This is a genomic window from Ruegeria sp. BG3 (genome assembly GCF_056538485.1).
Map to the genome: position 1 here is coordinate 59,064 of NZ_JBQFTE010000005.1, position 20,685 is coordinate 79,748.

The 20,685-nt window shown below is 60.6% G+C and carries 17 protein-coding genes; 3 read left to right on the forward strand and 14 right to left on the reverse strand.

All coding sequences use genetic code 11. From position 1 onward, the window contains the following. The first annotated feature begins 4 nt into the window (after positions 1-4). Positions 5-2,410, forward strand: a complete 2,406-nt coding sequence (locus tag ACR0AI_RS09355) for a YbcC family protein (protein ID WP_480673721.1) — start codon at positions 5-7, stop codon at positions 2,408-2,410. 42 nt (positions 2,411-2,452) lie between these two features. Here the strand turns inward: ACR0AI_RS09355 and ACR0AI_RS09360 are convergent, their stop codons facing one another. The 13 genes from ACR0AI_RS09360 to hutI form a co-directional block, all read right to left on the reverse strand. After that, on the reverse strand, positions 2,453-3,598 hold the full coding sequence (locus tag ACR0AI_RS09360) for an iron-containing alcohol dehydrogenase (RefSeq protein WP_480673719.1): 1,146 nt from the start codon (positions 3,596-3,598) through the stop codon (positions 2,453-2,455). Continuing rightward, entirely contained in the window at positions 3,595-4,977 is a 1,383-nt protein-coding gene (locus tag ACR0AI_RS09365) for an aldehyde dehydrogenase family protein (protein WP_480673717.1), read from the reverse strand. Before ACR0AI_RS09365 ends, ACR0AI_RS09360 begins: the two co-directional genes overlap by 4 nt. 93 nt (positions 4,978-5,070) lie before the next feature. After that, a complete protein-coding gene (locus ACR0AI_RS09370) occupies positions 5,071-6,432 on the reverse strand; it encodes a glutamine synthetase family protein (RefSeq protein WP_480673715.1) in 1,362 nt (453 codons plus the stop codon). A 185-nt stretch (positions 6,433-6,617) separates the two neighbouring features. Then, a complete protein-coding gene (locus tag ACR0AI_RS09375; RefSeq protein ID WP_480673713.1) occupies positions 6,618-7,379 on the reverse strand; it encodes a methyltransferase domain-containing protein in 762 nt (253 codons plus the stop codon). Further along, the gene (locus tag ACR0AI_RS09380) at positions 7,376-7,996 is read right to left on the reverse strand and encodes a pimeloyl-ACP methyl esterase BioG family protein (protein ID WP_480673711.1); all 621 of its coding nucleotides are present in this window, start codon (positions 7,994-7,996) and stop codon (positions 7,376-7,378) included. The genes ACR0AI_RS09375 and ACR0AI_RS09380 overlap by 4 nt, the downstream gene beginning before the upstream one ends. Further along, a complete protein-coding gene (gene bioA / locus ACR0AI_RS09385; protein WP_480673709.1) occupies positions 7,993-9,279 on the reverse strand; it encodes an adenosylmethionine--8-amino-7-oxononanoate transaminase in 1,287 nt (428 codons plus the stop codon). The genes ACR0AI_RS09380 and bioA overlap by 4 nt, the downstream gene beginning before the upstream one ends. Continuing rightward, positions 9,276-9,896, reverse strand: a complete 621-nt coding sequence (gene bioD / locus ACR0AI_RS09390; protein ID WP_480673707.1) for a dethiobiotin synthase — start codon at positions 9,894-9,896, stop codon at positions 9,276-9,278. The genes bioA and bioD overlap by 4 nt, the downstream gene beginning before the upstream one ends. Next, positions 9,893-11,026, reverse strand: coding sequence for an 8-amino-7-oxononanoate synthase (locus ACR0AI_RS09395; RefSeq protein ID WP_480673705.1), 1,134 nt, complete (start codon positions 11,024-11,026; stop codon positions 9,893-9,895). The genes bioD and ACR0AI_RS09395 overlap by 4 nt, the downstream gene beginning before the upstream one ends. Continuing rightward, a complete protein-coding gene (bioB, locus tag ACR0AI_RS09400) occupies positions 11,023-12,003 on the reverse strand; it encodes a biotin synthase BioB (RefSeq protein ID WP_480673703.1) in 981 nt (326 codons plus the stop codon). The genes ACR0AI_RS09395 and bioB overlap by 4 nt, the downstream gene beginning before the upstream one ends. Before the next feature lie 126 nt (positions 12,004-12,129). Further along, positions 12,130-13,812 (reverse strand): urocanate hydratase, encoded by a 1,683-nt coding sequence (gene hutU / locus ACR0AI_RS09405; protein WP_480673701.1) that lies wholly within the window; start codon positions 13,810-13,812, stop codon positions 12,130-12,132. Then, positions 13,809-14,600: an N-formylglutamate deformylase gene (gene hutG / locus ACR0AI_RS09410; protein WP_480673699.1), complete on the reverse strand. Its 792-nt coding sequence runs from the start codon at positions 14,598-14,600 to the stop codon at positions 13,809-13,811. The genes hutU and hutG overlap by 4 nt, the downstream gene beginning before the upstream one ends. Continuing rightward, on the reverse strand, positions 14,600-16,138 hold the full coding sequence (hutH, locus tag ACR0AI_RS09415) for a histidine ammonia-lyase (protein ID WP_480673697.1): 1,539 nt from the start codon (positions 16,136-16,138) through the stop codon (positions 14,600-14,602). Before hutH ends, hutG begins: the two co-directional genes overlap by 1 nt. Beyond that, positions 16,135-17,343: an imidazolonepropionase gene (hutI, locus tag ACR0AI_RS09420; RefSeq protein ID WP_480673695.1), complete on the reverse strand. Its 1,209-nt coding sequence runs from the start codon at positions 17,341-17,343 to the stop codon at positions 16,135-16,137. Before hutI ends, hutH begins: the two co-directional genes overlap by 4 nt. Before the next feature lie 82 nt (positions 17,344-17,425). Between hutI and ACR0AI_RS09425 the strand changes: the two genes are divergently transcribed. Continuing rightward, positions 17,426-18,784: a formimidoylglutamate deiminase gene (locus ACR0AI_RS09425; protein ID WP_480673693.1), complete on the forward strand. Its 1,359-nt coding sequence runs from the start codon at positions 17,426-17,428 to the stop codon at positions 18,782-18,784. A 78-nt stretch (positions 18,785-18,862) separates the two neighbouring features. Then, positions 18,863-19,564: a GntR family transcriptional regulator gene (locus tag ACR0AI_RS09430; protein WP_480673691.1), complete on the forward strand. Its 702-nt coding sequence runs from the start codon at positions 18,863-18,865 to the stop codon at positions 19,562-19,564. Positions 19,565-19,582: 18 nt separating this feature from the next. Here the strand turns inward: ACR0AI_RS09430 and ACR0AI_RS09435 are convergent, their stop codons facing one another. Continuing rightward, positions 19,583-20,539, reverse strand: a complete 957-nt coding sequence (locus tag ACR0AI_RS09435; protein ID WP_480673689.1) for a LysR family transcriptional regulator — start codon at positions 20,537-20,539, stop codon at positions 19,583-19,585. Positions 20,540-20,685: the final 146 nt, after the last annotated feature.

The following is a 20,685-nucleotide window of genomic DNA, read 5'->3' on the forward strand; positions in this document are numbered from 1 at the left end:
CAAAATGTATATGAAGCACGAAAGCTATCCTGCAGCCCTCCTAGAACTGGTCGCACTGGCCAATGACGCGGTGCGTCAAATCCCGCCGCTGTTCCCGCTTACCTCCAACGTCGCGGTGAACCCATTTCTGGGGCAAACACAAGAGACGCTGGCTGTGACGTCCGCCCGGTTGGCACGGGTTGCGGGCACGCGGATCACTCCGAACCGGGCGGTATTTGCGCAGAAACTGGCAAGCGGAGAGATTTCTGAGGTCGATCTGCGGGATGCCCTCGCCAGCGTCGAAAGCCGCTTTGACGCACCCAGTTTCGAAGATCTGCAAGCTGCGCTTGGGTCCGAGACCGCGAAGCTGTCTCCCCTGCCCACGGTTGCCGATTTGGCCGCCGAGGTCTCCGGGATCGACTGGCCCGGTCTGATTGACGAACGGATCGGGGCCTGGGCCGCCAGCCATTTCGATCAGGGTCAGGCCCTGTGGCAACCCAACCGCACAGGCGGTGCCTATAGCGCGTGGCGCGAGTTCGCATCTCGCGATCTGACCCCGGAAATTCACGGCTTGAAAGGGTTCGGAGCCTTCGTGGCTGGCACCAACCGCTCGCAATGGCGGGCGATTGGCCGCGCCTCTGAGGCACTGGGTGTCACCCCTGAGGCGGCAAGCACCGCCTTCCATCGCTGGCTGATGACACTGGGCGGTTGGGCGCAATATGCCCGCTATCTGCTGTGGCAGGCCGAGTTGAAAGGGCAGACGGATACGAGCACAACCGAACTGCTGGCCATTCGCATGGTGTTCGAAGAGGCTCTGTTTGGTCTTTACCACGATCAGATTGCCGATCGCTGGGCCGAAACCATTGCCCAGCATGAGGCCCCCATCACTCCGACTCGTGATCTGGTGATCGACGCGGTGCTACAGGACGCTTCGGAGCGCGCGCAACAACGCAAACTGGCGCAAACCCTCAGCGCACGTCAGCCGCGCAAGGTCGAAGGCCGTCCCGAGGTGCAAGCGGCCTTTTGCATCGACGTCCGTTCCGAAGTCTTCCGCCGCGCGCTGGAGTCGCAGGACAGCGGGATCGAGACCATTGGTTTTGCTGGCTTCTTCGGCCTCGCCAGCGCCCACAAGGCAGCCGGTTCCGACGTGACTGAAATACGGGGGCCAGTCCTGTTGAATCCGAACGTGTGCTCCCACGCGGCCGAGGGCGCGCAGGCCGACCTGAACCGCCGCTACACCGCACGGGCCAAACGGGCCTGGGGCCGGTTCAAACTGGCCGCCGTCTCCTCATTCGCCTTTGTCGAGGCAACAGGTCCGGTCTATGCGGGCAAACTGCTGCGTGACGCTCTGGGCAAGGGCCACGGGACCGCGAAGTTCGACCCCGCGCCGAAGCTTGACGACGGGATCGACCTGCCTACACGCGTCGCCTCGGCCAAGGCCATCCTTGGGGCGATGTCTCTGACTAGCAACTTCGCTCGTATCGTGATGCTCGTCGGTCATGGCGCGGATGTGACGAACAACCCCCATGAAAGCGCCCTGCAATGTGGCGCCTGTGGCGGTCATGCCGGTGACGTCAGCGCCCGCCTTCTGGCCGGGTTGTTGAACGATCATGCGGTACGTGAAGGGCTGCGCGCCGAGGGGATCGACATCCCTGCGGACACGCTGTTTCTGGCGGCTATGCACCACACCACAACCGACAAAGTCTCCCTGTTCGATCAGGATCAGGCGACGGGTCAGTGGGCCGCGCAGATTGCACAGTTGAAAACCTGGCTGACCTCGGCCGGGCAACTCGCGCGGTCCGAGCGCGCCGCGCGTCTGCCGCGTGCCAAAGGGGCGAATGACATCGCCCGCCGCGCCACCGATTGGGCTGAGCTGCGCCCCGAATGGGGTCTGGCCGGATGCCGCGCCTTCATTGCCGCGCCGCGGTCCCGGACTGATGGCACGGGTCTTGCGGGCCAGTCCTTCCTGCACAGCTATGACTGGCGCGCGGATGAGGGCTTTGGCGTGTTGGAACTGATCATGACCGCCCCGGTCGTGGTCGCCAGCTGGATCAGCCTGCAGTACTACGGCTCAACCGTTGCGCCCAGCCTGTTTGGCGGCGGCAACAAACTACTGCACAACGTGGTTGGCGGCATCGGCGTGGTCGAGGGAAATGGCGGCGCGCTGCGCCCCGGTCTGCCCTGGCAATCTGTGCATGACGGAGAAGCGCTCCAGCACGATCCGCTGCGGCTGTCGGTCATCATTGAGGCCCCACGGGAGGCGATGAACGACATCCTCAGACGTAACGAAACCGTGAAAGAGCTGTTCGACAATCGCTGGCTGCACCTGATCGCGATGGATGAAAACGGCGATCTGGCATGGCGTTACACCAAGGATCTGGAATGGGTCGCGATGGCGCGGGCCGAGATCAGCGCCATGGCGGCTGAGTAACACCTAAGAGACCCGGCGAGGAAATCCGCCGGGCCTTCTCACCTAAAGCGCGGCGTGGAACAGTTGCGTCAGGTTGTCTTTCGTCAGCTCAATCGGATTGCCCCCGCAGGAGGGGTCAATGATCGCACCTTCGACCAGTTCCGGAATACGATCCTCAGTCACGCCCAGTTCCGACAACTGACGCGGGATCCCAAGCGCATTATTGAACTCCTGCACGAAGGCGCGGAAGCCGTCGAAGCCGCCCTCGATCCCCAGATAGGCGGCGGCCTGTTGGAACCGATCCGCGATGGCGGGTGCGTTGAATTCCAGCACCACGGGCATGCAGACCGCGTTTGTCGTGCCGTGATGAGTGTTGAACACCGCGCCAATCGGATGGCTCATGGCGTGGATCGCGCCGAGGCCCTTTTGAAACGCCGTCGCCCCCATGGCCGCCGCGCTCATCAACTGCGCGCGCGCCTCAATATCGGTGCCATCCGCATAGGCGCGCGGCAGATAGTCCTTGACCAACCGCATCCCCTCAAGCGCGATGCCCTGAGACATCGGATGGTAGTGCGGGCTGGAATAAGCCTCGACACAATGGGCAAAGGCGTCCAGCCCGGTGCCTGCTGTGATGAATTTCGGCATACCCACAGTCAGTTCCGGGTCGCAAATCACCACGGTTGGCAAAACCTTGGGGTGAAAGATGATCTTCTTGGCATGGGTCTGGGAATTGGTGATGACACTGGCACGTCCTACCTCGGAGCCCGTACCGGCAGTTGTCGGCACCGCGATGATAGGCGCGATGACGTCGGCATCCGCACGGGTCCACCAGTCGCCGATATCTTCAAAATCCCAAACGGGGCGCGTTTGACCCGCCATGAAGGCAACCATCTTACCCAGATCCAGGCCCGAGCCGCCTCCAAAAGCAATCACCCCGTCATGCCCGTCCGCGTTGTAGGCCGCGACACCGGCATCGAGGTTCTTTTCATTCGGGTTTGGATCCACATCGCTGAACAGACCACGACCCAGCCCGGCGGCCTCAAGAATATCCAATGTCGCCGTGGTGATCGGCAAATCGGCCAACCCCTTGTCCGTCACCAGCAGAGGGCGCTTCATCCCTGCCGCCGCACAGGCCTCAGGCAGTTCGTTGATGCGGCCAGCGCCAAATTTGATCGCGGTCGGGTAGGACCAGTTTCCAACAAGGCTCATGATGTTACCTTCTTCAAATGGTAGGATTTTGGGCGGGTCAGGTTGTGATAGCCGATGACCGACAGGCCACCCCCTCGCCCGGTATTCTTGCAGCCGGTCCAGCACAGACCCGGGTCCAGATAGTCGGCCCGGTTCATAAATACAGTGCCGGTTTCGATCTGATCACCCACTCGCGCGGCCCGGTCCACGTCACAGGTCCACAAGCTGGCGGTCAGGCCGAATTCGCTGTCATTCATTAGCCCGATGGCCTCTTCGTCAGAGGGCACTTTCATAATCCCCACGACCGGCCCAAAACTCTCATCCCGCATCACGCGCATATCATGGGTGACGTTGGTCAAGATCTGAGGCGTCAAATAGGCGCCACCGTCATCCTCGGGGAACCTCTCGATATGGGCCACCGCGCCATCCGCTACAGCCTCGGCAATCTGAGCGCGCACTTCATCGGCAAAGCGCACATTGGCCATCGGGCCCAGCGTTGTCTCAGAGTCCAGAGGATTACCCAGATTGTAGCCCTTCACAATCTCGACCGCCTTGGCAACGAAATCATCGAAGAGGCTTTCATGCACATAGATTCGCTCAATTCCGCAACAGCATTGACCCGAGTTGAACATCGCCCCGTCGATCAAGGTATCCACCGCGACATCCAGATCGGCATCCTCCATGACATAGCCCGGATCTTTCCCGCCAAGCTCGGTTCCGACACCGGTAAACGTGCCCGCGGCTGCACGTTCCATCGCCTGCCCTCCGCCGACCGAGCCAGTGAAGTTCACGAAATCAAACGCATTGCCCGCGATCAGATCGTTGGTCACATCATGGCTAAGGAACACATTCTGAAACACATCCTCCGGCACACCGGCCGCGTGGAACGCCTGCGCCATCCTCTCGCCCACCAACAGCGTCTGACTGGCATGTTTCAGGATCACGGTATTCCCAGCAATCAGCGCCGGAGCCACCGTGTTGATCGCCGTCATATAGGGATAGTTCCAGGGGGCCACCACAAAGACCACCCCATGCGGAACGCGCTTGATGTACCGTCGAAACGTCTCATCCTCACCCACCGCAATATCGGCAAGCGCGCTTTCAGCAATATCCGCCATATGGCTGGCGCGTTCATTGAACCCACCAAATTCACCACCATAGCGTACAGGGCGGCCCATCATATGCGCAAGCTCAGGCACGATCTCATCATTCATCGCACCCACAGCCGCCACACCGGCCATCACCAGATCAACCCGCTCCTGCAAAGACCGCGCCGCCCAAGCAGCCTGTGCCGCGCGCGCCCGAGCCGCCGCCTCAAACGCCGCGTCCCGCGATAGCACCTCCCGCTCCGCATAAACCGACCCATCAATCGGCGAGACACATTTCAACATCTGCCCCATAGTCACTCCATTTCCGACAAAAACAGGATCCCTGCTTCTTCTGTTCAAAAATACCTCGGGGAGCGCGAGGGGCTGGCCCCTCGCTCCTGCCTTCTAAGCGCGCTCAAACCCACGAGCAACTTCCCAATCAGTCACCACACGCGCAAATTCTTCGATCTCCACCTCAGCGGCCCGAGCGTAGTGATCCACCACCTCATCCCCCATAGCAGTCCGCAACATGGCCGAACCACGCAAAGCGCCCAATGCCGCACCAAGATTGCCGGGGATCATCCCCGTATCGCCCTGGTAAACGTCGCCGGTTGCCGCAGGTTGCAATTCCAATCCCTCTTCAATGCCGGCAATTCCCGCCGCCAGCATTCCAGCCATCACCAGATACGGGTTCATATCTGACCCCGGGATTCGACATTCCACCCGAATGGCCTTGGTCCCATCTCCACACAGGCGAAAGCCAGCCGTACGGTTGTCTACGGACCAAATGATCCGTGTCGGCGCAAAGGTACCCTTCATGAAGCGTTTGTAGCTGTTGATATAAGGGGCCATGAAATACGTGTAATCCGGGGCGTATTTCAGCAGGCCAGCCAAATAGCTTTTCATCACATCCGACATGCCAAGCGGATCACTTTCATCATAGAAAGTAGGCGTGCCGTCCTTCCACAGGGATTGATGCACGTGGCTGGAGCTGCCGACCTTGTCGTGATGCCATTTCGGCAGGAAGGTCGCCGCATGACCACGCTGCCAGGCGATCTCTTTCACCGCATTCTTGGCGATCGAGTGGTACTCGGCCGTGTCCATCGCAGGCGCGTATTTGATGTTCAGCTCTTCTTGCCCGGTTTCGGCCTCACCTTTCGAGTTCTCAACCGGTATCCCCGCATCCCACAGATGGTTACGGATCGGGCGCATCACATGCTCTTCCTTGGTGGTCTGGAGGATATGATAATCCTCGTTGTAGCCTGAAATCGGCTCGAGATCGCGAAAGCCGTTTTTGCGGATTTCATCGAAACTCTTCTCGAAAAGGAAAAACTCCAGCTCTGTCGCACACATCGCCTCATAGCCCATGGCTTTCAAGCGGTTGACCTGCGCCTTCAACATCGCCCGAGGCGCGTGCGGCACCTCTTCATGCGTGTGATGGTCGAGAATATCGCACATCACCATCGCAGTGCCCTCAAGCCACGGAACCGGGCGCAAGGTCGAAAGATCGGGCTTCATGACATAGTCGCCATACCCCCGCTCCCAGCTGGTCGAGGCGTAGCCATCCGGTGTGCCCATCTCAAGATCAGTGGCCAGCAAGTAGTTGCAGCAATGGGTTTCTTCCCATGCGCCCGCAACGAAATGACCCGCGTGAAAGCGCTTGCCCATCAGACGGCCCTGCATGTCGACAAAGCACACCAGAACGGTGTCTACCTCACCCGCTGATACCTGTGTTTTGAGATGTTCGAATGTAAGTGTCGCGGTCATTCTGCCCCCTCCTTCAAATTCCTGATGGCGGGCCACAGCAACGCCAAAATCTCAAATGCTACCGTGGCGACCTGTGACCGCGAACGCAACAGATCATTGCGACGTTTCGGTATGAGATTTCACAATCTGCGCCTGAGTGACTGCAAACGCTGAAAAGACGGACGCGAGGTAGTAGCCGCAAGGCTTCAGTACTGCGGCTTGCGCGCGACGATCCAGACGGGGTGATAGCTGAGAGAGACGCCGTTTTTGGTCTGGAATTGGCGTGTGTACTCTGCCTCAAACCTGGCGAGTGCGGATTTGGTCCAGACGCTTTGCGCGCGCCCGTTGACGCCTGTCTTGCGCAGATGGCGCAGAACATGGCGCGGCGTGGGGAAGTACGAAGGACGAAGGGCCTCGCCTGTCGAAAGCACCTCCAGATGCGCCCTAACGGCGGCAGCCATTTGGTCAGGGTTGCACAAACCGGGGGCACGGGCCGAGGTGCCGATTTGGTTCAGTTCTCTATATTGTTGCGGCCCAAAGCCCGAAATCACCAACCAGCCACCAGGCGCCAGAGACCTCGCCGCCCGTTCCAAAAACGCCTGTGGGTCTTCCATCCACTGGATCATCGACGCCGAGGCAAATAGATCAGCCTTCTCGGGCCAGATGACCTGCCGCGCGTCCCCGCAGACAAATTGCGCGCCAATCTCATCTGCTGTTTGGCGGGCTTCGGGTGCGACATCATTCAATGTGAGGCAGCCGAAACTATGGTTCTGACACAGAAGCCGCGTGAAATGCCCCGTTCCGCACCCCAGCTCAAATCCGCGTTCAAACTTGGCCGGAGCGCCGTGTCGGCGCATCTCTTCCACCAGTTTCTCGGCCACCCAGGCCTGTTGGCTGGCGGTGTCGTGATAGCTTTGAAAGCTGCGGCTGAAGCTACGCTGAACCTGATCCGAGAGTTGCACTGTCATGCCAGCCACTCCGCCCAGCTTTGCCCCGCGCGGAACGGGAAATGAGGACCTTCGACCGTTCGAACACTATCAGAGCGTGAGGCCCATGCGGCATGTTGCGCGTTTGTTGACACGATGCGGTCTCGGGTGGGAACCCAAATACGATCAAAACCCGGATCTGCAGCTGGGCCACGGTCGATCACCGCGCGCAACTCGGCCCGAGCCGACGGGATATCCAGTTCGTCAACATCACCGCTGACGCCCGCGCGACGACAGAATTTGGCAAAGCTGGCCGGAGACAATTGATCTGCCGTTGCGCGGATCATATCGGGCGCGATCCCATGCTCGGCACTTGCCGGGTTCAGCGTGCCGCTGACTGCAACCAAGCGGTCCGGGCGCATCCCTGTTTGGTTCAGCCAATGCGCGGCCGAGGCGACGCCGAAAGAGAAGGCCAGCAAGTCTACGCCGTCGAACCGCGACAAGTCCGGCAGCGGGTCATCCAGCCGGGTATAACGCTCAACGAAAAGCACATTTTCCCCACCTGTGAGGCCAGAAAACGGCGCAGAGCCCAACGCCCACCCCCCGAACACGAGGATCAGATCGGGGTTATCCGAGCGTGCCAGCCAGCGATGCCTCATCCGACCCCTCCGGCGAGATCGACCATGGCGGCAGTGACGCGGCTCAACTCATCAGGCGAGATGATGTAGGGCGGCATGCAGTAAATATTATGCCCAAACGGACGCAACCAGACGCCGGTCTTAGGGGCGAGGCCATGGGCCACGGCAGGATCGACACGGTCCTTCATCTCGATCACGCCGATGGCGCCCAGAACCCGCACATCCGCAACACCGGGCAAGTCACGAGCCGGAGCGAGTTCGACCTGCATCTGTTGCGCGATCCCTGTGACCTCGGCCCGCCAGTCGCGTTGGACCAACTGATCGAGGCTGGCAACACCCGCAGCGCAGGCCAGAGGGTTGGCCATATAGGTCGGGCCATGCATCAGCACTCCGGCCTCGCTTTCGCCGATACCGTGCGCAACCGCCTCGGTCGCGACGGTGGCGGCCAGAGTAATGTGCCCACCGGTCAGGGCTTTGCCGAGGCACAGGATGTCGGGCACCACATCCGCGTGGTCCATGGCAAACAGCTCACCACTGCGGCCAAAGCCCGTGGCGATTTCATCGAAGATCAGCAGCACGTCATGCGCGTCACACAGCGCCCGTGCCCCCTTCAGCCAGTTCGGATGGTAGAAATACATCCCACCCGCACCCTGCACGACAGGCTCCAGGATCAGCCCCGCGATCCTGTCGCCTTTTTCATCCAGCAACTGTTCAAGTGCCCTCAGCCCGTTTTCGGCAGCATCCTCCGACCAGTCTTGATCGAACCGGATTGTCGGGCGCGGCAGAAAATGCTGGATGGACAGAGCGCCCTTGAACAGCCCATGCATCCCGTTCACCGGGTCGCAAACGCTCATCGCTTTCCACGTGTCGCCGTGATAGCCGCCCCGGATGGTGGCGAACTCTGACCGTGCGCTTCGGCCTTTTGCGATCTGGTACTGCACCGCCATTTTCAACGCGACTTCGATGGCGACCGAGCCGCTGTCACTGTAGAAGATGCGATCCAAAACCTCAGGCAGCATTCCGATCAGCCTGCGACCCAGCTCAACGGCGGGCTCGTGCGTCAGACCTCCGAACATAACATGCGGCAGTTGCGCCAGTTGGGCCTGCATCGCCTCGATAATGGCCGGGTGGCGATGGCCGTGAACGGTACACCACCAGGAGGACATGGCGTCGATCACCTGCCCGCCGTCCTCACGCGTCAGCCAGACGCCCTCGGAGCCGGTGATCAGATGCATCGGGCCGGGATCCAGCACATGGGTGTAGGGGTGCCACAGGTGGCGGGCGTCAAACTCCAGCGGGGTCATAGAGCCCTCCGGATCGTATTAAGGTCGATGGTCTGGAACGCATCCGACAGGTTTTCACGGGTCAGATCAGAGAGATAGGGCAGCCGCCCCAAATGGCGGGTCTTGCACATCTGCGCGATGGTTTGTTCGACCTCCGGTTCGGGATCGCCAACGAAGGCAACGCCAACGACATCGCACCCCGCATTGCGTAGGGCCATAAGGGACAAAGCCGTATGGTTGATCGTGCCAAGCGCCGTGCGTGCAACCAAGACCACCGGGGCTTGCCATTGCGCGAAGAGGTCCAGATAGAACACCTGCCGGTTCAGAGGGACCATCACCCCCCCTGCCCCTTCTACAACCAGAGGGCCATCGACCTGCGGCAGCGCCAGTTGGGAAAGGTCGATCTCGACCCCCATTTCCTCGGCGGACAGATGCGGAGAGGCGGGCATGTTCAGACGGTATGCCTCAGGCAGGACCTCGGCCCAAGACAGGTCGCGCACGATGTCGGTGTCGGTCGCATCCTCAAGCCCGGATTGCACCGGCTTCCAATAAGTGCCCCCCAAAGCGGCGGTCAGACCGGCAGAAAACACAGTCTTGCCGACGCCCGTGTCGGTTCCGGTGATGATCAGCGCGCTCATGCGGCCTCCGATTGATATACCGCCAAGGCTTTGAACAGGGACGAGATATCGGCGCGATCCACGTTGCAGGTGATGGATATCCGCAACCGCGACGTTCCGCGCGGTACGGTTGGCGGGCGGATGCCCCTGACATCGAACCCTTGCGTCTGCAAGCCCTGAGCCATCGTCATCGTGCGCGCGTCATCGCCCAGAATGACAGGAATGATCTGACTGTTGAGCGCAGCCTCGGGTATCCCAATTGCGCGCGCCGAATCATGGGCAACGCCAATGTGCTTCTGGGCGGCTTCGACCAGACCTGTCTGAGTAGCTAGCATCCCGAGGGCCGCACGAACCAAAGCAGCATTCAGAGGCGACGGCGCGGTGGCAAAGATGAAGGGCCGCGCGCGGTTGATCAGCGTGTCGATCATGACCTTGGGGCCGCAGATTAGCCCTCCGGCCACGCCCAAACCTTTGCCGCAGGTGTGCAACGTCAACAGAGGACAGTCGAGGTCATGCGCCATCCCCCGCCCCTGAGGTCCGAACACGCCGGTCGCATGGGCTTCGTCCACGACCAAAACGGCGTCTTCTTCCCGCGCCAAGCCCGCCAGATCGGAAAGAGGGGCCAGATCCCCTTCCATCGAATAGACGCTCTCGACTGCGATCCAAATTTGGCCCGCGCCGCCCTCGGTTCGCCACTCCTGCGCCTTTTCACGCGCGTCCTCGATATCATTATGCCGAAACGACCGCTGATCGGCTCGGCATGAGCGCATGCCCTCATGCGCGCTGGCATGAACCAGGGCGTCATATAGAACCAGATCCTCGGCCGCAGGAAGGGCTGCGAAAATCGCCTGATTGGCCTGAAAGCCGCCCCCCATGAACAAGGCAGCCTCGGCCCCGAAAAAGGTGGCTGCCTCGGCCTCAAGCGCTTCATGCTCGGTGTGGTTGCCGCGCAATAACCGCGAGCCGCTAGAGCCAACCGGAACACCGCGCGCCAAGGCTTCTTGCGCGGCCTCTTGCAGTAGTTGCGATCCGGCGAGGCCCAGATAGTCATTCGACGCGAAATCCAACCCCGACGCAGGCGTTAGGACCCGGCGGCGATGCCGGGCCTGCAATGCGCCGAGCATAGATTCGAGCCGAGCAGCAGCCTTCATTCAGCGGCTTCCCGGCCCGCCTGATCGCCGGCTTTCTCGGCCTGTAGACCAAGTTTGGCGAACAGGACCATATCGGTGTCCTCTTCGGGGTTTTCGGCCGTCAGCAGTGTTTCGCCAACGAAGATCGAGTTCGCACCGGCGAAGAAACACATCGCCTGCATCTCGTCGCTCATCTCGCTGCGGCCTGCGGACAGGCGAACGTAAGAGGTTGGCATCAAGATACGCGCCGTCGCGATGATGCGCACAAAGTCGATCGGGTCGATCGGCTCGGCATCGGCCAGAGGTGTGTCGGCCTGCGGCATCAGCATGTTGATCGGAACCGAATCCGGCGCAGGCTGCATGTTGGCCAGCGTCAACAGCATATCGATGCGGTCGCCCGTATGCTCACCCATGCCCAGAATGCCGCCGGAACACACTTTGATCCCCGCTTCCTGCACTCGGTTCATCGTATCGATCCGGTCGGCGAAGGTCCGGGTTGTGATGACTTCGGAGTAGTAGCGCTCGGACGTGTCGATATTGTGGTTGTAGTAGTCCAGCCCCGCATCGCGCAGCTGCACGACCTGAGTGTCGTCCAGCATGCCCAGCGTCATGCAAGACTCCATTCCCATGGCCTTGACGCCTTCGACCATCGCGACCAAAGCTGCCATGTCCCGCGCCTTGGGCTCACGCCAAGCAGCGCCCATGCAGAATCGCGTCGCGCCGCCATCCTTGGCCTTCTTCGCCTCGGTCAGAACACGCTGCACCTCGATCAATTTGGAAGCAGGTAGGGTCGAGCCATTGCGCGCCGATTGCGAGCAATAGGCACAATCCTCGGCGCAGCCTCCGGTTTTGATCGACAGCAGTTTCGAGGTCTGGATTTTGTTGGGATCGAAATGCTCACGATGGACGGTTTGCGCCCGGAACAACAGATCCATCAGCGGAAGATCATGAACAGCTTGCGCGGATTTTTTGGTCCAGCCGGAATGAGGGATGATCATTTTATCTATAAAACTCTCGGCAGCTTGCGTTGCGTCGAGTTTATTATCTACAAAATGTCACGACGCAACCCGGCATGCATCACAAGTTCAATATGACGCATCAATTCGCTGATCGCTGACCGAGGTCTATCCCAGAATACCCGGCAACCGCAGCCCGTGTTCGCGGGCGCAGGCCTTGGCATCCTCATAGCCCGCATCCGCGTGACGCCACACACCTGAGGCCGGATCGTTCCACAAAACCCGCTCCAACCGTTTGGCCGCTGCATCGGTGCCATCCGCGCAGATCACAACGCCCGCGTGTTGGCTGAAGCCCATCCCGACCCCACCGCCATGGTGCAAAGACACCCATGTGGCGCCCGAGGCCGTGTTCACCAGCGCATTCAGCAACGGCCAGTCCGAAACAGCGTCCGAGCCATCCTTCATCGCCTCGGTCTCACGGTTCGGTGACGCCACGGACCCGCTGTCGAGGTGATCCCGACCAATGACAACCGGGGCCTTTAGCTCTCCGGTGCGGACCATTTCGTTGAAGGCCAGCCCGGCCTTGTGACGATCCCCAAGACCGATCCAGCAGATCCGCGCAGGCAGGCCTTGGAAGGCGATACGCTCCTGCGCCATGTCGAGCCAGTTGTGCAGATGGGTGTCCTCGGGGAACAGCTCTTTCATTTTGGCATCGGTTTTGTAGATATCCTCGGGGTCGCCAGACAGGGCGCACCAGCGGAACGGGCCGACCCCGCGGCAAAACAGCGGGCGAATATAGGCGGGCACGAAACCGGGGAAGGCAAAGGCGTTCTCGAGCCCTTCGTCCTGCGCCACTTGGCGAATGTTGTTGCCGTAATCCAGCGTCGGCACGCCCGCGTTCCAGAAATCGACCATCGCAGCAACATGTTGCTTCATCGAGGCGCGCGCTGCGGTTTCAACCGCTTTGGGATCGCTTTCGCGTTTGTCCTTCCACTGAGCCATGGTCCAGCCCAGCGGCAAGTAGCCGTTGACCGGGTCATGGGCGCTGGTCTGGTCGGTGACGATATCGGGGCGCATGCCGCCGGCTTGCATCCGGGCGTAAATCTCGGGGAAGATCTCGGCAGCATTGCCCAACAGGCCGACGGATTTCGCCTCACCCGCCTTGGTCCAGCGGTCGATCATCTCAAGTGCTTCGTCCAGCGTTTCGGCCTTTTCATCCAGGTATTTGGTGCGCAGGCGGAAGTCGATGCTGTCGGGGTTGCATTCAACTGCCAGACAGCAGGCCCCGGCGAAAACCGCCGCCAAAGGCTGCGCGCCACCCATTCCACCCAAACCGCCAGTCAGGATCCATTTCCCGGTCAGATCACCGCCATAGTGCTGACGACCGGCCTCGGCGAAGGTCTCATAGGTACCCTGCACGATGCCCTGCGTGCCGATATAGATCCACGAGCCAGCGGTCATCTGGCCGTACATCATCAGACCCTTCTTATCGAGCTCGTTGAAGTGATCCCAATTGGCCCAATGCGGCACGAGGTTGGAGTTCGCGATCAACACCCGAGGCGCATCCGTATGCGTCCGCACAATGGCCACGGGTTTGCCGGATTGCACAACCAGCGTTTCATCCTCATCCAGATCATTGAGGCTGGCCACGATCGTATCAAAGTCGTTCCACGTCCGTGCCGCGCGCCCGATGCCGCCATAAACAACCAGCTCATGCGGGTTCTCGGCCACGTCCGGATGCAAGTTGTTCATCAGCATCCGCAGCGGCGCTTCGGTCATCCAGCTTTTGGCGTTCAACTCTGGCCCGGTGGGTGGATAGATATCACGGGTGTTCTTGCGAGGGTCGGTCATGATGCAAGCTCCAATGCTGTGTCTTGGACGGCGTCCAGAATGTCGAATAGCCAGCGGCGCAAACGGTCGGCTTTGCGGTCGTCATAGGACCATGGCGGGCGCTCGGTCGTCAGGTAGGAGGATTGGGCCAGCTCCATCTGAATGGCGTGGAGACCCTCGGCCGGGCGGCCATAGTGGCGCGTCGTCCAGCCGCCTTTGAACCTTCCGTTCAAGACGGTGCTATAGGGTGATGAAGCGGCAAACTCATGGGCCGCTGCCTCGATCTCAGGCGCGCAGGTCGTGCCGTTATTTGTGCCCAGATTCATATCGGGCAAAACTCCGTCAAACAGGTACGGAATGGTGCTGCGGATCGAGTGGCAGTCATAGAGGACCGCAATGCCGTGGATCGCCCTAACCCGATCCAATTCGGCGTTTAGCGCTGCATGGTAAGGCGCGTGAAACACGGCGAGGCGATCTGCGATGTCTTTGTCGGATGGCGGCTGATCCCAGACCCCATTCCCATCGAAATCGGTCAGCGGAACCAGTGTAGTCGTGTTCTGACCGGGATAGAGCGACACGCCCGACGGATCGCGATTGGCGTCGATCACATAGCGGTGGAAACTCGCTCGAACCGTCGTCGCCCCGGGCAACAACCCGTCGTAGAGCGTGTGGACATGCCAATCCGTATCCGTCAGCGCCCTGCCCTGCGCGTTCAGCTTGGCCTGAATCTCGGGCGGTACATAGGTGCCCGAATGGGGCAGGCCCAGAACGATGGGGCTGTCGCCTCGGGTGACTTCAAACGGATCCATCACGCGCCCAGCTCTGGCATGGCAACACTTGTGTTTCGCGCTATCTCGCCACTAGAAATCAGGATTGAGGCTGCCTCGATATCCGGCGCGGTATAGCGGTCGTCCCCCAAAGGCGGCACCACAGCGCGTAACCGGGCCATCACGCCTTGTAGCGTCTCACTAGTGGGCAATGGCGCGCGGAATTCGATCCCCTGCGTGGCGCAGAGCAGTTCGACCCCCAGAATACGCTCCAGATTGGTGACCATCTGACCCAGACGCCGCGCGCCATGGGCCGCCATTGAGACATGGTCCTCCTGATTGGCCGAGGTCGGCGTCGAATCCGTCACGCAGGGATTGGCGAGATGTTTGTTTTCGCTCATCAAAGCCGCCGTCGTGACCTCGGCAATCATCAGGCCCGAGTTCAGCCCGGGATTGGGGGTCAGGAACGGCGGCAGATCAAAGCTGAGGACGGGGTCCACGATCAGCGCGATGCGGCGTTGGGCGATGGCTCCGATCTCGGCCACAGCCAGCGCGATCATATCGGCGGCGAACCCAACCGGTTCGGCGTGAAAGTTACCGCCCGAGACGATCAGCCCGGCCTCGGACAGAACCAGAGGGTTGTCGGTGGCGGCGTTCGCCTCAAGCTCAAGCGTCGTGGCGGCTTGTCGGATCACGTCCATTGCCGCACCGACGACCTGCGGTTGGCAGCGGATGCAATACGGGTCCTGCACGCGGGTATCGCCGTCGCGGTGGCTTTCGCGGATCACCGATCCGGCCAGCAGGGCGCGCATGGTGGCTGCGGCCTCAATCTGGCCGCGATGGCCGCGCAAGCTGTGTATTTCAGGCTGCAACGGCGCGGTGGATCCCATGATGGCGTCCGTGGTCAGAGCCGAAGTAACCAGCGCGCTCTGCGCCGCTTGCCACGCCCCGAACAGGCCCGCCAAAGCAAAAGCGGTCGAAAACTGGGTGCCGTTGATCAGCGCCAGGCCTTCTTTCGGGCCAAACTCAACCGGCGTCAGGCCAGCTGCCGCCAGCGCCTCAGCACCCGGCATGACCTTGTCGCCATATTCGGCCTCACCCGCGCCCATCATGACAGCGGCCATATGGGATAGCGGAGCCAGATCACCAGAGGCCCCGACCGAGCCCTGCGCTGGGATCACAGGCGTGACGCCCCTGGCCAGCATCGCCTCAAGCATCGCGATCAACTCCAGTCGCACGCCCGAGGCTCCGCGCCCGAGGCTGAGCAGCTTCAAAACCATCATCAACCGTGCATGCGCCCGCGGGATCGCAGGGCCGACGCCGCAGCAATGCGACAGGATCAGATTGCGCTGCAAGGTCGCCGTATCCTCGGCCGCAATCTTGACATTGGCAAGCTTGCCGAAGCCTGTGTTGACGCCGTAGACTGCGGCCTCACCCGCAGCGGCATCCGCGATGCGCGCGTGGGCAGCCAGAATGCCGGGATGGCATACCGGATTTAGCTGCACGGCGCATTCGTCTAAGAACACCTGCTCCAACTGCGCCAGAGAAACAGCGCCGGGTGTAAGGGTCAGGGTGGTCAAACTGCGCCTCCGAAAATGCGAGCGTGTAGCGGGTTGAAGCCGATGCGATAGGACAGCTCGGCCGGGTGAGTGACGTTCCAGATCGCCAGATCAGCGCGCATGCCGGGTGCAATCTGGCCGCAATCGTGCAAACCCAGCGCGCGGGCCGCGTTGAGGGTCACGCCTTTCAGCGCCTCTTCGGGCGTCATGCGGAACAGGGTGCAGCCCATGTTCATCGCCAAAAGCAGAGAGGTCATTGGGGCAGATCCCGGATTACAATCCGTCGCCAAAGCCATCGGGACATTGTGCTTGCGCAGCAGGTCAATAGGCGGAGATTGCGTTTCGCGCAGGGTATAGAAAGCACCAGGCAGGATCACACCAACCGTGCCCGCGCGCGCCATCGCCGCTGCGCCCTCATCATCGAGATACTCGATATGATCCGCAGACAGTGCGCCATAGCTGGCCGCCAGCTTTGCGCCGCCCAGGTTGGACAACTGTTCGGCGTGCAGTTTGATCGGCAAGCCAAGCTCACGCGCCACATCAAACAACGGCACGAGCTGGTCGGGCAGAAAGGCAATTCCTTCGCAGAAGGCATCAACTGCATCAACCAGCCCCTCGACATGGGCGGCCCGCAGAGTCGGAATGCAAACCTCAGTTATATATTCGTCCGGATTGCCCTTGTACTCCACCGGCACCGCATGGGCGCCAAGGAAACTGGTTACGACCCGCACCGGACGGTGGTCTTGCAAAGTCCGCGCGGCGCGGAGCATGGTCAATTCGGTCTCGCAATCCAACCCGTAACCGGACTTCACCTCGATGACCGAGACACCTTCGGCCAGCATCGCGTCTACACGCGGCAGCGCCTGCGCAACCAAGTCATCCAGACTGGCCTCACGCGTGGCCGTCACGGTCGAGATGATCCCCCCGCCGGCGAGGGCAACCTCTTCATAGCTCGCCCCATTCAAGCGCATCTCAAACTCGACCGCGCGGTGGCCACCGTGGAAAACATGCGTGTGGCAGTCGATCAGAGCGGGTGTCACCAGACGCCCTGCGCAGGACGTCTCGGACAACCCGGCATAGGCTTCGGGCAATGCGGCCTGCGGCCCAACCCATCCGATTTTGTCGCCTTCGATCACAATCGCTGCTGACTCGATCATCCCATAGGGCGCGCCATTCTCCACCATGGTTGCGGCGCTCAAGTCCTTCAGGATGTGGGTTGTAGGCATTTGATTCTCGCAGTGGATGCAATTCTCTCTTTTCTAGTACATTCCAATGTGTTTTATGTCTATCCATAAAATGGAGAGCCGAATGACCATCTTCGCGAAGCGCGCATTGCTACCAACGGGTTGGGCAGAAAATGTCAGGCTGGATCTGAAGGACGGGCACATCGCCACTGTGGTCGCAGGCGCCAAAGCGCAGGACGCAGATGTCACGGTCGACACCCTGTTGCCCGCGCTCGCCAACCTGCACAGTCACGCCTTTCAGCGGGCCATGGCTGGCATGACCGAATACCGACGCGCCGGGCGCGACAGCTTTTGGACATGGCGCGATGTGATGTATCGCTTCACTGCACAATTGACGCCTGATCAGATTCAGGCCATCGCGGCACTAGTCTATATGGAGATGCAGGAGGCCGGGTTCGCTTCAGTCGGAGAGTTTCACTACCTGCACCATCAACCCGGCGGCGCGCCCTATAAGCGGCTGGCCGAGCTATCCGACCGCATCATGGAAGCCGCCGTCGATACAGGCATCGGCCTGACGCATCTGCCCGTCCTCTACTCCTATGCCGGGGTCGGAGAAGTCCCCTTGGAACCCGGCCAACAGAGGTTCGGCAACGACGTGACGCGTTTCCTGCGACTGGTGGACGAGGCCAAAGCGGCCAGCGCTTCACTTCCCAAGGATGTCCGGGTCGGTATTGCCCCACATTCGCTGCGCGCGACCTCACCCGCCGATCTGAAAGAAGTGCTGAGCTATCACACCGGTTTGGTCCATATCCATATAGCCGAGCAACCCAAGGAGGTTACGCAGGTGCAGGCTGGCCTGGGCGCGCGCCCGGTCGAATGGCTGCTGGGCAATGCCCCGGTCGACAGGCAGTGGTGCTTGATCCACGCCACCCACATAACGGATGAAGAGACGCGCGCATTGGCGGCCTCCGGCGCTGTCGCTGGCCTTTGCCCAATCACAGAGGCCAATCTGGGCGACGGCCCGTTCAATGGCGCGACGTATCTGGCCGCAGGCGGCGCATTCGGTGTGGGATCGGATTCGAACGTGCGGATTTCACTGACCGAGGAGCTTCGGATGCTGGAGTACTCCCAACGCCTGCACGACCTGTCGCGCAACGTGCTGGTGGTTGGCGAAGGGTCCGTCGGACAAGCCCTCTATTGCGGAGCCGCGACGGGTGGAGCGCAAGCGCTGGGCCGAAATGCGGGGCAGATCGCCGAGGGCGCTTTGGCCGACCTCGTTGCAATCGACAGCAGTGATCCGGCGCTGTGCGCTTTGCGACCGGACCAGTTGCTGGACGGGCTTGTGTTTGCCGCGCAAGACAGGGTTGTGACCGACCTCTGGTCGGCTGGACGACATAAGGTCAAGGAGGGGCAACACGTAGCACGCGACCAGATCGTGACGCGATACAGAAAAGCCATAGCCGAGATACTGCCTCACTTGTAACGCTCGGCATCCTCTTTACGCGAGGGTCACCTGCGATACATATTATGAATAATCTTATTGAGGAAACGGGATCAGATCTTGACGGAACAGAAGAACATCGGTTTTCAGGATATCCGTGACGAGGTGATCAACCGTATCCAAAGCCGCATCTGGCCTCAGGGAAGTTTGCTTCCGACCGAGCTGGAACTGGCCGCCGAGTTCGGCTGCGCCCGCGCCACCGTGAACCGCGCGCTGCGCGAATTGGCGGAACAGGGCATCATCACCCGCAAGCGCAAAGGCGGCACCCGGGTCGTCACGACCCCGGTCAAACAGGCAAAACTGCCAATCACCGTTGTCCGCCAGACGATCGAGGAGATGAATGCCGAATACCGCTATGCGCTTGTCAGCCGCACGCAGATCGACTGCCCCGCGTGGCTGCAGGCCAAGCTGGGCCTGCAGGAAGGCGCGCAAATCCTGCATTTGCAGTGCATGCATCACGCCGACAACCGCCCCTTTCAGTTTGAAGAGCGTTGGATCAGCGTTGATGCCGTACCTCACGTGGTTAACGAGAGCTTTCTTACCACCGGCCCCAATGAATGGCTGCTATCCGAGGTTCCCTTTTCCAATGCTGAGATCGCCTTCTCGGCGGTTCCGGCCACCGGGCAGTTGCAGGACTTTCTGTCAGTGCCACCGGGCACACCGTTGTTCCAACTGGAACGCACGACATGGTTCCAAAGCAAACCGGTCACATTCGTCAGAATGACCTTCCATCAAGGTTATCAGATGCGGACGACGTACTAACCCCTTTGCCGAAAACGCTCAGACCGTCGCTGGCTGTTTCGGCGGATCAACTTCCTCGGGTTGATAGGTCGGGATCACTCCGATCGGGGGTTTTTCGCAAATGTATTCTCCGATCCGCGCCAGCATCGGTTTGCGCGGGCAATTCGGTCGCGTCGCCGCCCCCAGATCGCGCAGATGGCCTGGCGCTTGGAACGGAATAAAGCAAAGCGGCCAGTTATCCCGCTTGAACTGCTCGGCGGCCAGAGCAGAGACAATCGTACAATCGTCTGAGTGGCAGATATGACGGCAGATCGTCTCGAACCGCAAAGCGGTCAGATCAAAGCGCTTACTGATACGGCTGGTGGGATCCTGCTTGGGCAACCGATCTTCCAGCGCATAGCCGAAGCTATGGGGCAAACGGATGAAATCATGCACTGGCACCTCATCGGCAGAAATCGAAGGCAGAGTATGCAGCGGATGCCCCTCGCGCAGCGCCAGAAACAGAGGCTCGGACCAGATCGAGGTGAAATCCAGCGCGTCGCTGTTGTTGATCTTGGCCACCAGCGCCAGATCCAAAGTGTGGTCTTCGACCATCTGCAACATGTTTTGCGGCAAGTCTTCGATCATTGTCACCCGCATGCGCGGAAACAAAGTGCTGAACAGCTCTGAGAAATACTGCGTCAGATATGGGGCCAGTGTGGGAGTCATGCCGATGGTGAAGGGCACCGCCTCGGGGTCGCGGAACTCGGTTGCTGTGTCACGGATCTTTTGCGCGTCATTCAGCATCCGAGTTGCGATGTCAACGATCCGCGCGCCGCAGGCTGTCGGGCGGACCTCATTGTTCAGGCGCAGGAATAGCTCGACCCCCAGCTCCTGTTCGAGTTTCTTGATCTGGTTGGACATTGCCGGCTGAGACACGTTGCAGGCCGAAGCGGCCTGACTGAACTGGCCGTGCTTGGCGATGGCAATGACGTATTCCAAGTCTCTCAGGTTCATGGTGGGGCAATTCAAACAAATAAATAGACCAAGGTACCTGTGACACTACGCGCTGCCCTCTTGTTTCAGAAGCCCGGACAGTGGTTTGAGGTGAATTTGACCCCCACAATTCGTCACAAATAGGTGAAACTTAGTCATCAAATAAG